The organism is Rhodococcoides trifolii (genome assembly GCF_014635345.1).
GTDB classification, from domain to species: Bacteria; Actinomycetota; Actinomycetes; order Mycobacteriales; family Mycobacteriaceae; genus Rhodococcoides; species Rhodococcoides trifolii.
The window spans coordinates 1-12,888 of the sequence record NZ_BMCU01000001.1 but is presented as its reverse complement, the minus strand read 5'-3'; the positions used below and the strand labels follow the sequence as shown (position 1 = coordinate 12,888).

Annotated in this window: 10 protein-coding genes; 3 read left to right on the top strand and 7 right to left on the bottom strand. The window is 66.0% G+C overall.

Going from position 1 to position 12,888, the window contains the following annotated elements; all coding sequences use genetic code 11:
• Positions 1–91: 91 nt before the first annotated feature.
• Together IEW02_RS00050 and IEW02_RS00045 are read right to left on the bottom strand one after the other, a co-directional pair.
• The gene (locus IEW02_RS00050) at positions 92–3,415 is read right to left on the bottom strand and encodes an arabinosyltransferase domain-containing protein (protein ID WP_188542690.1); all 3,324 of its coding nucleotides are present in this window, start codon (positions 3,413–3,415) and stop codon (positions 92–94) included.
• A 117-nt stretch (positions 3,416–3,532) separates the two neighbouring features.
• Complete coding sequence (locus tag IEW02_RS00045; protein WP_188542689.1) at positions 3,533–5,287, bottom strand: glycosyltransferase family protein; 1,755 nt, start codon at positions 5,285–5,287, stop codon at positions 3,533–3,535.
• Between the two features lie 74 nt (positions 5,288–5,361).
• On the opposite strand from IEW02_RS00045, the gene IEW02_RS00040 reads away from it, so the two are divergent.
• Both IEW02_RS00040 and IEW02_RS00035 read left to right on the top strand, forming a co-directional pair.
• Positions 5,362–5,973, top strand: a complete 612-nt coding sequence (locus IEW02_RS00040) for a HEAT repeat domain-containing protein (protein WP_229745696.1) — start codon at positions 5,362–5,364, stop codon at positions 5,971–5,973.
• Positions 5,967–6,935: a HEAT repeat domain-containing protein gene (locus IEW02_RS00035; protein WP_188542687.1), complete on the top strand. Its 969-nt coding sequence runs from the start codon at positions 5,967–5,969 to the stop codon at positions 6,933–6,935. Before IEW02_RS00040 ends, IEW02_RS00035 begins: the two co-directional genes overlap by 7 nt.
• 2 nt (positions 6,936–6,937) lie before the next feature.
• Here the strand turns inward: IEW02_RS00035 and IEW02_RS00030 are convergent, their stop codons facing one another.
• From IEW02_RS00030 to IEW02_RS00015, 4 genes are read right to left on the bottom strand one after another with little or no spacing between them, the layout of a single operon-like run.
• Positions 6,938–8,806 carry a galactan 5-O-arabinofuranosyltransferase gene (locus tag IEW02_RS00030; protein WP_188542686.1) on the bottom strand — a complete coding sequence of 623 codons (1,869 nt, stop codon included), beginning with the start codon at positions 8,804–8,806 and terminating at the stop codon, positions 6,938–6,940.
• A 2-nt stretch (positions 8,807–8,808) separates the two neighbouring features.
• Positions 8,809–9,573, bottom strand: coding sequence for a decaprenylphospho-beta-D-erythro-pentofuranosid-2-ulose 2-reductase (gene dprE2 / locus IEW02_RS00025; RefSeq protein WP_188542685.1), 765 nt, complete (start codon positions 9,571–9,573; stop codon positions 8,809–8,811).
• Positions 9,570–10,967, bottom strand: a complete 1,398-nt coding sequence (dprE1, locus tag IEW02_RS00020) for a decaprenylphosphoryl-beta-D-ribose oxidase (protein ID WP_188542684.1) — start codon at positions 10,965–10,967, stop codon at positions 9,570–9,572. The genes dprE2 and dprE1 overlap by 4 nt, the downstream gene beginning before the upstream one ends.
• Before the next feature lie 19 nt (positions 10,968–10,986).
• The gene (locus tag IEW02_RS00015; protein WP_188542683.1) at positions 10,987–12,201 is read right to left on the bottom strand and encodes a hypothetical protein; all 1,215 of its coding nucleotides are present in this window, start codon (positions 12,199–12,201) and stop codon (positions 10,987–10,989) included.
• Positions 12,202–12,250: 49 nt separating this feature from the next.
• Between IEW02_RS00015 and IEW02_RS00010 the strand changes: the two genes are divergently transcribed.
• Positions 12,251–12,709, top strand: coding sequence for a GtrA family protein (locus IEW02_RS00010; RefSeq protein ID WP_229745694.1), 459 nt, complete (start codon positions 12,251–12,253; stop codon positions 12,707–12,709).
• Here the strand turns inward: IEW02_RS00010 and IEW02_RS00005 are convergent.
• Positions 12,696–12,888, bottom strand: a 193-nt coding sequence (locus IEW02_RS00005; protein ID WP_188542682.1) for a dTDP-4-dehydrorhamnose 3,5-epimerase family protein, incomplete at its 5' end; no start/stop codon positions are given. The two genes, IEW02_RS00010 and IEW02_RS00005, sit on opposite strands and share 14 nt — an antisense overlap.

The following is a 12,888-nucleotide window of genomic DNA, read 5'->3' as shown; positions in this document are numbered from 1 at the left end:
CCCTGAGTCGGAACGGTCACGGAGTCAGGGGCACATTCAGTCGATCTAATGGTGTGAGGGTGCCCCTGAGTCGGAACGGGTGCAGCGCAACCTAGTACTTCCGCAGCGTCCCCGGCGCCCACAACCCGGACCTCGTCGCCGTCCCGGTGTCGACGGTCGCAGCCGAGGCGTCCGGGTAGTAACGGTCGTAGCGCTCCAGCGAGCCCCAGTCCCGTCCCCAGTCGTGGTTCAGGTAGGTGGGGATGGTGGTAGAGGACGCCAGCATCTCCGAGAAGCCCAGCGGCCCACCGTTTTCCGCTGCCTGCCAGGTGTCGGTGGACGACACGGCGAGGGGGCGGTCGGGGAGGATGCGGTACCCGGGCATCTCGGCCACGCCGTAGCTGTGGTCGAACGGACGCTGGCACGGGAACTGCAGTCCCACAGCCCAGTCCAGCAGAACGGGCTGTGTGGTGCCGATGACCGTGTTCAAGGGTTCGACGATCGGTGCCCGCGGCGGTGTGAAGGCGAGCCACTGGTCGCCGGTGAGGTTGGGGTCGTTCGCGACGATGCGGACGGCGTCGGCGTCGGGCGCGATTTCGTCACGCGGGATACGCAGATTTCGCCACGACGGGGCGGGCCCGGTGTCCTTCGGAAGGTAGGTGCCTTCCGAGACGACGGATCCGTCGGGTTGGCGCTTGCCGTACTCGACGACGAGGGACTGGCCGTAGGTGAGTTCGCCGGTTTCCAAGTCGCGGGACAGGATTCGGCCGGCGGCCGTGACGACGACGATGGGCTGTCGCTCGCTGGCTGCGGGTAGTCCGTACCAGCTCGACGTGAGATAGGCCGGTTCCTGTTGTCCCTCTTGGTAGGAGCCGAGGACGGGTGTGGTCGCCGGGTCGAGGCCGAACGGAAGCTGAGCGTTGCTGCCGTTGACGCCCACCGCTCCGACGCCGCCGCCGGTACCCGACGATTGGCCTTCTTCGAAGTTGCCGCCGACGCTCTGCTGGTCTGTATTTCCCTGTCCGGGTTTGACTTCTACGGCGTCCGCGCTGAGGTCCGTCGGAATTCCGTTGGGGGTGAACCCGACCGGTGACGACCCGCCGAGTACGCCGGTCGTCGGATCGGCCGGCGCCGCCGGGTCGACGAGGGGAGAGAGGATGCCCGCGTTCGGACTCGATTCCACGAGAACGTCGTTCGCGAGACCGCAACTGTTGCCCATGAGCGACTGGACGTTCGAGCGACCCAGCGAGTACGCCGGGTACTGGGACACGGCGCCCTTCACCATCGACAGCACTTCGAACAGAACCATCAGACCTGCGACGACGGTCAGAGGCGCGGCAGCGAACTTGCGGATGCGCTTCCCGCGGGTAGTGCCGGCGCGCGGCGGCGGCGGGGCGAAACCCTCACGGAGGTATTGCCACGCACCCAGGGCCACAACGAGTCCGAACAGGATCAGGAAGTACGAGTTCGACTGCTGGCCGCTGACCGAGACCACCTTGTCGAACCAGGGGACGCCGTAGCTCGACACGTACCAGTACCCGTTGATGCCCGAGAACGACAGTGCGAGAACGAAAACGAGAGCGGCGCCGAACACCGAGCGGTTCCGTCGTGATCGAAGCGCCGAGGCCGACACGGCGACGGCGGTCAACGCTGCGAGTGACCCGGCGATGCCCGCGTACGCACCGAAGTGGTGAGTCCACTTGGTGGGGTTGAACATCATGAAGAAGATGGTGCCGAACACGACGCCGATGAGGCGCCACGCCGGACCCTTCGGAACTCCGGGAACATGGCCGCGGCGCAACAGCACGACCAGCGTGGTGAACAGGCACAGCAGCATGGTCAGGAACGCGAAGCGGCGCGAGAGCGACCCGTCGACCGTCTGCACGAAGAGGTAGTAGTAACGCAGGAAGTCGTTGTACCAGGGCTCGTTCGGGCCGACGAGTGTGCGGACGCGGGTCGATTCCATGACCGCGGCCCAGGTCTGGTCGCCGTAGACCACGATCAACACCAGGGTGCCCGCGGCCGCGATCGGGGCGAGAAGGGCAAGCGTGCCGACCTGGCGGTGTCGTTTGACGACAATGCGGGTGAGTGGCCGGATTCCCGTGAGAATGGCTGCGACACACATCAATCCGGTGGGCGCGGCGGCGAGGGTGAAGGCGCCGATGATCGCGGCCATCGCAGCCGGAAGCAGTCGACCCGTGGCGATGGCTCGTTCGATGGAGCACCACGTCAGCAGCGCACCGAGCGCGACGATCGGTTCCGGGCGCAGTCCGTTGTTGTAGGGCAGCCAGAACGCGAGGAACACGAGCCCGCCGGTCCACAGCGCTACGTTGCTGTTGCGCACGGCCCGGCCCAGACGTGGCACCACCTCGCGGCTGATGACCATCCAACACAGGACGGCGGCGACCAAGGCGGGTAGGCGCATCCACGGACTGGCGGTGGAGACCTTCGCGAACAGGGCCAGCACGTCGTAGTACCAGCCGAACGGAGCCTCGGGCACTCCGAACCACCGGAAGTAGTTGGCCATGTACCCGGACTTCTCCGACGCGCGGGCCATGGTCAGCAGGTAGCCGTCGTCCGAGGTGTTCGCGCCGACGAAGTGCCATCCGACGAGCGTTGCGAGGACCGTGACGTCGACTCCGGTGAACTTCCACCACTTCGACGGGAAGATGTTGCGGTGTCCGCGGCCGTCGACGCCGTCGAGACGGTTCAGGGCGCCGAGCGAGACGAGAGTGAAGACGACGGCGAAGATCATCACGAGCAGCTTGAGGATCGTCGGACTCGTCGAGAAACGGGAGTCGACGGTCATCTCGAAGGACAGGCCGGGCTGCGACGTCGCCGCTCCGCTGAGGTCGCTGAAGACCCCGACGACCTGCGGGCGGAGATCACCGTCGAGTTGACCGGACCTGGGGTTGCCCCGGGCGTCGGTGAGCCCGACGAATTCGGCGGTGGTGCGATCGATCGTCGACGAGAATTCGATGGCGTTGCACTGCCCACCGACAACCTGGCTGCGCGGCGCCGACGCGACGACGACGTTGCGGTCCAGAACGTCGACGGTGTCCGCTCCGACGCGGACGAACATTGCGTTGAGCGGCGCGCCTTCACCACGAGCAGGTGCTGTCGAGAGCAGAATCCCGCCGCCCGCCGGCAGAGCGTTGACGGCGGTGCAGGGAATGGACACCGTCAGGTCGACGGGTACCTGCGAGACCAGAGGGGCTTCGACGTCGGAAATTTGGCCGTTCTGCGGCCACGAGACGGACGCGGTGGTCTGCGTGACGGGCAGGAAGGGCGTGAGAACGGCGAAGAGGACTCCGAGGAGCCCGGTGACGATAGCGATCATCCGTGCGGTCTTGTAGTGCGAGCGCAGATCCGCAGCTCGTGGGCCCGATGGAGGAGAAGCGGGTACGGCTGGTGGAGAGGTCACGACGTCGGGCACGATTACCGATGTTATGCGACCGTGATCGGTTTCCAGCTATCGGTCGGCGAGTGTCCCGGCACGCCACAACTCGTACCGGCTCGAAGTTGTGACATCGACCGAAGCGAAAACCGGTGGTCAGCGACCGCGCACGTCCCACACCCACGAACCGTCGACATGCGCTCCGGCGAATCCCAGGAGGTCGTTCAGCGTCTCTCGCAATGCCCCGACGTTCTTGCCCGGCGGCAGAACGACGACGTCGGCGTTCCAGAACTCCAGGTCCGTCCGCGCCGTGGCCATTTGCTCGGGGGTCGGGGCGACGACGTCGCCGGAGTCGGCCACACCTCCGAGGAGAATGGCGGTCTGACGATCGACGGCACCGTATTTCGCTTCTTCGGGGTCCTTGGCGCCGGGGCCGACGAAATATCCTGCCGCGATGGGGAAATCGAAGTTCGACTCGTACTGCCAACGCAGGGGAGACGCGTCGCTGGTGCCGGGGAGCGGCACAGTGACGACGCTTCCGTCGCTCACGTAATCACGCCACGCCCCGTCGGCGAAGAACGCCGGCGCCGGATCCTTGGCCGCGACCGGCGGCGGGACGGGAACGAGAGGAACCAGGGCGACGAGGAGCGCCACCGTCCACAGTGCCTTCGATGCGGCGCCGCGGCGGAGAACCCGGTCGGTCGCCAGTGCAACGAGCAAGGCGAGGACCGGAACCGCGGCCAGGGCGTAGCGCGTCTCCAGTACCGACTCGAGCAACGGGTACGTGTGCAGCTTCTTGCCGGGCAGGGTGACGTCGGTGGCGACGCCGTCGACGGTGAGGACGGGCCCCAAGGACAGGACGCCGACCACGAGGGCGGTGATCGTTGCGGCGCGTGCGGCCGAGCTGCGCCACAGGTAGACCGCGCAGACGGCGCTCAGCACGAGGAGCGGGACTCCGAAGTACGCGTTCTGCTCGGTGAGGTTGATGGAGTAGTCGGGGCCCGGCCAGATCCGTCCACCCAGGGATTGCGGTGGGAGCGACGTGATGGATTTCAGGTCGTTGGCCCGCAGGTTGTGGTCGAGGAACTTGTAACTCTGCGGACCGTAGAACTGCCACCACAGCGGCACCGCGATCAGGGCGGCAGTGATGACTGCGGCCACCAGACCGGCGGGGATCAGCCGACGCATCGCCGGCACGATCGCGCGAGGATGCCCGAGGTAGAACACCACACCGAACACCGCAAGCGTGATGGCGAAGATCAGCAGAGGTTCCTCGCCCATCATCACTTGCCACGCCGTGAGCAAGCCGACGAAGACGGCGTTGCGCTTGATTCGCAGACCTTGCGTGATTCGCACCAGCAGCAAGGTGATCAGAGGCAGCACACCGAGAAACACGAAATTGGGGTGGGCGTTGGCGTGCGAGATCATGCCCGGCCCGAAGCCGCACAGCAGTCCGCCGAGTGCGGCAGCAACGCGCGACTGCACGACGGTGCGCGAGAACAGGAAGTACCAACCGAACGCGGTTGTCGCGAGGCCGAGGGTGAGGGCGAGAGTGAACGTCGCGGTCGGTCCGAACAGCAGTGTGATCGGCGCGAGCGGGATGGACAGGCCCAGCATGGCCGTGTTCGCCATCAGGTTGACCCCGAGCGGGGTGTTCTGCAGATTGCTGAACACGGGGTTGTCGAGGTGAGTCACCGAGTGGGCGGCCACCGCGAAGAACCATTCCCACATGGTCTGGTCCTGGCCGCTGTTGCGGAGGTAGCCGTCGCCCAGATGCTGCCATTGGTTGTGCATGACTGCGACGGCAAGGACCGTGAACGCCGCTGCCACCGACCAGTCTCGCGACCGCTCCGGGACGACCGTGACCGAGTCGTGTCCCGTCTTCGGTAGCAAGGCGGTGCCGGAACTCATCTCGGCGAGGGTACGTGAGCACTTGACCTCGACACAGTGTCAAGGTTTTCAATCGTGGGGAGGAGGTGGTCACCGTGACCTTGGTGCAGGCGTTGAGTGCCCCGGATTCGTCCGTCCGACTGCGGGCGGCGCTGGCCGCCGGGACCGATCCCGATCCCGCGATCGTGGTTCCGCTGGTCGAGCGCTGCGGAACGGAACCGGACTTCTTCGTGCGCGACATGTTGACGTGGGCGCTGACGCGGTTCCCCACCGAGACGACAGTTCCCCTCCTCGTCGCGGAACTCCGATCGCACCACGCTCAGGCCCGCAGCCAGGCGCTGCACTCGCTGTCGAAGATCGGTGAGACGAGCGCGTGGCCCGCCATCACACGGACGCTGCTGCACGACGAGGACGACGAGGTGGCCCGCGCCGCGTGGCGCGCCGCAGTGGCCTTGGCTCCCGCCGCAGGCCATCAGCAGCTCGCCGACGACCTCGCGTCGCAGCTCGGTCGCGGAAACCGAGAGGTGCATCGCAGTCTGAGCCGGGCGCTGGTATCGCTCGGCGACGTTGCCGAGCCGGCCGTGAGCACGGCGACGACCAGTGACGACCCGCAGACGAGAGCGCATGCACGTGCCACGCACATGCTGCTGCGCGACCCGGACGCCGGATTCGATTCACTTCTCGACGAGGCATTGCGGTCGTGCTGATCGGGGAGGTCGGGGCCAGGTCGGGGGTCAGTACCCGCATGCTGCGGCATTACGACGCGCTAGGCTTGGTCAGGCCCACCGGGCGCACCGTCGGTGGGTACCGCGAATACTCCGACGACGACATCCGGCGCATCTTCCACGTCGAGAGCCTGCGGTCTCTCGGACTGACGCTCAGACAGGTCGGTGATGCGTTGGCCGCTCCGAACTTCGCGCCGTCGGCGCTGGTCGACGATCTCGTGCGACGGACCGAGGACCGTATCGCTCGCGAGCAGGAGCTTCTGACGCGCTTGAGAACCGTCGACGCGTTGTCCCCGACGGATTGGGAGGGCGTCCTGCGGATCGTGGAGCTGATGCAGGGGCTGTCCTCTCCGAGCTCGGGGATCCGGCAGCGAACTGCTTTGGAAGCTGAGGCGCCGGCCGAGGTCCTGGCCGAAGCCATTCTCACCGAGAACAACGCGAACGTCGTGGGGGCGCTGCAATGGGCACTCGATCGCGCGCCTGGTGACGCCCTTCGTGTCATGGCCCGCGGTCTCGGGTCCGACGACGTCGACGTCCGGCGCCGGGCGATTCTCACCATCGCGGAGTTGCCGGGGGACGAGGCGCTCGCGGTGCTCGACGCTGCTCTCACGGACGACGATCCGACGGTGAACGCCCATGCCGCGTTGGCGTTGGGGCGACGCGGCGTGCACGCGGCGGTGCCGACTCTGGTGACGATGGTGGTGGAAGGGCGCAGTGACGTCGAGGCATCGGACATTCTCGGCGTGCTGTCGCAGGACCCTGACTGCAAAGCGGAGATGTTGGCGGCGTTCGACGAGGCGCGCCACCGTGAACCGTCGGTGCGAATTCGCGTGGCGCAGGCGCTCGTCGAGATTCCCGGGCCCGATGCGCGGCGACAGTTGGACCGACTGGCGCACGACGACGACGCGACTGTTGCGCTGGTTGCGCGTGCACTGCTGCGGTAGCGCTACGTTCGGGTGATCAGAACGAAGGGTCCGACGTTCTGAACGGTGAAACGTGGGTCGTCAAACAAGGATTCGGGAAACGAGACGGTGTACCGGCGGACGTTGGGGTCGTTCGGGTACACGTCCTCGGCCAACCTCAAGGTGTATCCGTCGGCTCCGCGGCGGAAGAGGAACGCGTCGGGTGCTCGCCAGGGGGTTGTCTCGAGTTTGTCGATCAACTGTGCGGAATTGTCGGACGTGGACCAGTCCTCGATGGCTGCGGCCCGAGCATCGAACTGCGCCAACGGATTTGCGTAGTGCGACGTCAGTCCCTGGAACCCGAGGTACGGGTAGTAGGCCAGGAAGGTGGTGTCGGCGGTGAGAACGACGGTGTCGTCACGCCGTCGTGGAATGGCAGTCTGGAGAGCCGTGTCGACGTCTGCGTAGTAGGACACGGCGCTGGGCGGCCGCTGATCGGCGCGCACGCCGTCGCCGTCCGTGTCGGTGTAGGCGACGTCGATCTCGTTCTGCAACACGTGCGGGATGTCCTGGGCGAAGGCGAGTGCGCCGACCACCCCGACCACCACGGTCGCCGTGCGAACGCGGGAGGATTCACTGGAGACCAGATAGAGAGCGCGTGCGCCCTCGACGAACCCGAAAACGCCTGCCGCGCCCAGCATCAACAGCAGGATCGGCTCCAGGCGGAAGCCGAGCAACGTGGTTCCGACGGCTGTCACGGCCATCGACAACAGAGCCCACAGATACGACGCCACCACACCGATTCCGAGGGCCTGCGCACGACGAGAGTCTCTGAGGCGAACGATGATCCAGATCGCGCCGATCATGCAGAGTGCGCCGAGAAGCGATGCCTGCAGCATCGGGAAGGGAAGCGACGCACCGGAGTCGGGGAGGTAGTGCAGGGCGGTACCGGATTCCGCGGTCGTCCCGGTCAGCGAGGCTTTCAGATAGGGCGCCCATACGACGAGGGCGATCAGGCCGGCGATTGCTGCGATGGTGATCAGTTTGTACAGCGGAGTGAGAAGTGAAGGCCAACTCCGAGTTCGGCTGTATGTCATCGTTGCCACAGTGAGAGCCATCAGCGTGACGGTGAACGCGGCGAAGCCGAAATAGAGTGTGTAGAAACACGCGGCGAAGCCGAGGAACAGGCCGACACCCACCACCGCGGCCCAGCCGCCCCTGCCCGGCCGCGCCAACCCTCCCCACGCCAGGATCAATACCGGCGGAACGAACACCGCCACCACGGCGCCGTACGACTCGGGCGACGCGTACGCCAGCGCGAGCGCCGTCACTGCGGTGGCGGCCAGGACGGCAAGATCCTTTCGCACGAGGTGACTCCACAACACCAGAGCCACGACGCAGGCGACGGCGAGCGATCCGATGGCGTAGGGCTTGAAGGCTTCCCACCCGTCCAGTCCGAGAAGGTTCGCCACGCGTCCACCGATCCAGAACCACCCAGCGGGGTAGTAGGGAGGCAGATCGGCGTACGTCATGTCGCGCAGCGCAGAGGAATCGGTGAGCCGGGTCAAATACTCCGTACGGAACTCTTGGTCAACCGAAACGCCGAACAGATACAGCTTCGTCGCAGCGAGGGGCATGCCGAGTGTGACGGTGACGAACGACGAGAGCCCCACCCAGGACAGTGTTTTCGCCACCCACCCCGAGCTGTGGGACTTCCGCGTCAGCCAGACCGACACCCCGATCACGACGAACGACGCCACCTGCCCCACCGTCGTGATGGCCCGCGTGACGTGGGAGCCGTTGAACGACGGCCACTGGACCAGCGAGAACGCGTACAAGCCGACCGTCACGACGACGATCGTCACGATCGCCGCGGCGAGGGCTTCGATCAGCGCAGAACGAGCAGCGCGCACGATCAGATGGGAAGTTTGCGGAAGATCGGGCGCGGAACGTGACGAAGCGCGATCATCACGAATCGGAAGGGGCCCGGTGCCCACACGAGGTCCTTGCCCTTGCGCGACGAGGCGACGGCCAGCTTGGCGACGTCTTCCTTGTTCACCGTCAGCGGTGCTTCCTTGACGTGCTCGCTGAACCGTGTCCGCACCATGCCGGGACGGATGACGGTGACGCGAGGGCCGAACTCGCGCAAGGCTTCTCCGAGTCCGAGGTAGAACCCGTCCAGTCCGGCCTTGGTGGAGCCGTAGACGAAGTTGGATCTGCGGACCCGCTCACCTGCCACGGACGACATCACGATGATGCGGCCGTACCGCTGCGCCTTCATCTTCTCGCCGAGCAGCACGCCCACCGAGACCGAGGCGGTGTAGTTGATGTTGGCCGTCAGCACGGCCTTGTTCTGGTTCTGCCACAGCTCTTCCGGGTCGAAGTCGACGGCGAACGCGACGATCGCCACGTCGACGTCACCTTTGGACCACGCTTCGTCGATGACGGCGGGGTGTGACTTCGTGTCGAGGGCGTCGAAGTCGATCACGTCGACGGCCTTGGCGCCTTTGGCTTTCAGCTGGGCGACGGCCTTGTCGCGACCGGGGTCGTTCGGCAGCGCTGCCAGAACGACACGCGCCGGCGCCGTCGACAGGTACTCCTCGGTGATCGCGAGACCGATCTCGCTCGTGCCGCCGAGCACGAGGATCGTCTGAGGATTACCGACGGCATCTATCGTCACAGCAGTTCCAACCTTCTGGCCATATCGGAGGCGAAAACGCCTGTGGGGTCGACGGATCGGCGGATGTCGATCCACTCGTCGATCCGCGGGTACATCGCATGGAAGGTCTCGGCGGTGGTCCGGGAATCCTTGGCCGTGTATAGGCGTCCACCGAATTCGAGTACCCGCTTGTCGAGTTCGGTGACGAACTCGCTCAGCCCTGCCTTGATCGGGAAGTCGACGCAGACGTTCCAGCCGGCCATCGGAAAGCTCAGTGGCGCTTGATTTCCCGGCCCGAACAGTTTGAAGACGTTCAGGAAGGAGTAGTGCCCGGAGCGCTGAATGTCGGTGATGATCTTCTTGAATTCCTCGACCGCTTCCGGCGGCACCACGAACTGGTACTGCAAGAAACCGGCTTGACCGTAGGCGCGGTTCCACTCACCGAACATGTCGAGTGGGTGATAGAACTGCGTCAGGTTCTGCACCTTGCCGCGGTAGGTACCCGACTTGCGGTACCAGAGTTCGCCGATCGGACCGAAGGTGAACTTGTTGGCGAGTCCGTTCGGGAACACGTCGGGGAAGGTCAGCAACGGCTTGGCGCTGAACCGAAGTGGGTCCTTCTGCAACTTCGCCGGAAGCTGGTCGAGCGTCGCGAGAGACCCACGGGAAAGAGCGGCGCGGCCGAGCTTGGGCGGGCCCGAGATCGCGTCGAACCATGCGCTCGAGTAGTCGTAGTTGTTCTCGCTGCCGTCGCTGTGAATGGCGATGGTCTCGTCGAGCGTCGTGGTGACGTCACCGTCGGCGATGAAGTAGGCCGTCTCGGTCGGTGTCATCTCGATGGTCGCCCGCAGGATGATGCCGGTCAGGCCGTTTCCGCCCACCGTGGCCCAGAACAGCGGCGACTCGGGCGTCAGATGACGCACCGTACCGTCGGCCGTCAGGAGTTCCATGGACCGCACGTGGTTGCCGAAGCTGCCGGCGCTGTGGTGGTTCTTGCCGTGGATGTCGCACCCGATGGCACCGCCGATCGTGACCTGGCGCGTGCCGGGCAATACCGGAACCCACAGGCCGAAGGGGAGAGCGGCACGCATCAGTTGATCCAGGCTCACGCCACCGTCGACGTCGACGATGTGGGTGGCGGAGTCGATGCTGTAGATCCGGTTGAGACCCGTCATGTCGATGACGAGACCGCCCGCGTTCTGGGCGTTGTCCCCGTAGGAACGGCCGAGCCCGCGAGGGATGATTCCGCGCTGCAGATGCGACGGCGAGCTCGCGTTGTGCTCGGCGACCTCCGCCACCGCCCGGACGATGATCTCGGCGTCAGTGGCCGTGATCACCTCGGACGATGCGGGCGCGGTGCGTCCCCAGCCGCTCAGAGTGCGGGTGGAGGTGGGGAGAGTTTCGGTCGTGGACATCGCCGTAAAGGCTACCTGGCTAAGGGTTGCGTAATTCCACAGTCCACCCGGGTCCGAAGATCGGTTGGTCACACACGGGCTGGTTCGTCGAGACGCACCGCTGCAGTTCCGTGAGATCCGGACGCGACGGGTAGGGCTCCGGAGCGAAGTCGTGCACCACGCCGTAGCTGCACGCCGCGAGGGCGAGAACCGCGATGGAGGTCGCCGCACGGCCACGCCCACGTCCGATCACGAGCCACAGGAGAACGAGGCAGATAACCAGGGGTGTGGTGACGTGCCGCTGGAAGGCGATTCCCGACGCGACCATCGCCGGTCCGTAGGCGTTGACCGCGGCAGCCAGCAGGACGGCCGCCGTGATCCACAGCGGAATCGCGATCCGGGGAACGATCCACACGCTGAGCAGCACCACGACCGCGAACCAGCTGTATGCGGCGACGGTCAGCCAGGGGTGCGGCATAGCGGCGAACACGTCGGACTTGCCGGCCAACGCACTTCCGCCGACGCGTTCACCGGCGGTCTTGGCGAGCAGCACGGCCGTGCCGCCACCCGGCGTGGACCGGGCGGACGTGAGATACACCGTCAGCTGGACCAGCGCAGTAGCCAGTGCGGTTCCGCTCACGATCGCGGCGTGCGATGTCCGGGTGCGCCACCAGCGCCACAGAACGAGTGGGAGGAACAGCACGACGAGCGGGCCGCTGAGACCGAGCAGCGCGATGGCGACGACCTCGGCGAGTCGGCCCGCGGACGATCTCGGGTCTGCGCTGAGCGCGAGCAGCACCAGCGCGGTGCCGGCGACGAAGATCGCGTTCGCGACGTTCCCGTACACCTCCCACACCGCCGGCATCACGCACAAGGTGAGGAACAGACCGGCGCGTTGCCACGCGTGCGGCAGCAGCGCGGACAGTCGTGGTGACAGCGCCGGGGTCAGCATCGCCAGATGCAGAATCATCGCCGCGAGGAGGTACGCCACCGGCGCCGCGGTGATCGGTAGCGGTTCGAGGGCCGCTGCCACGATTCGGGGAATCGTGTGCAGGTAGCCGGCGTAGGGCTCGAGGAATGCGCGCAGACCGAGGTTGTGCGCGTCGGCCAGGAAGATCTGACCGTCTTCGGCGAACAGACCGGGTTCACGCAGTCTTGGCAGTCCCCGCAGTGCGAACAGCACGACGCCGAGGGCCGCGAGTGCGAAGAACAGGCCGCGACGGCCGGATGTGGTCGGACGGTCCGCGATCAGCACTCGAGTACCGTACGGGGCGAGGCGCAGGGCGGGCACTAGTGTCTGCACCGTGTCAGAACAGGAACCGCACGTCCCGCTTCCGGTCGAGCTACCGCTCACCGAGAACATCGCCGACGACGCGCTGGATCTGAAGACGCAGATCGTGCGATTCGTCGCGACGGGAGCGCTGAGCGCGGTCGTCGATCAGGGCGTCAACCTGCTTCTGCACTTCGTGCTCGGGGTCGCTGTCATTCCTGCGAAGGCAGTCGGATTCGTCCTGGGCACCACGACGGCCTACCTGATCAACAGGCGCTGGACGTTCAAGGCGGAGCCGTCACGGGCACGGTTCGTCGCCGTCGTGATTCTGTACGCGGTGACGTTCGCCGTCCAGGTCGGGATCTACGGCCTGATGTACGACGCGTTGCCCGACGGTTTCTGGTACTCCAACATCGCGTTCGTCGTGGCCCAGGGGACGGCGACCATCATCAATTTCGTCGTCCAGCGGGCTGTGATCTTCAAGATCCGCTGAGCGACGCGAACGACGGCGCAGCGCGATCCTTGTCCGAGAGTTGGTATTCGAGGGCGGACCCGTCGCGGCCATGCGTGGGCCAGTTGATGGCCAGGTCGGGATCGAGTGGGTCGATGTCGCGGTCCAGGGACGGGGTGTATTCGATGGAGCACAGGTACATCACCGTCGACTTGTCCTCG

What these genes read in the sequence shown, in the direction of transcription:
- IEW02_RS00045 (WP_188542689.1), bottom strand. Translation starts at nt 5,287, where the DNA reads ATGAGTTCCGGCACCGCCTTGCTACCGAAGACGGGACACGACTCGGTC.
- dprE1 (WP_188542684.1), bottom strand. Translation starts at nt 10,967, where the DNA reads ATGTCCACGACCGAAACTCTCCCCACCTCCACCCGCACTCTGAGCGGC.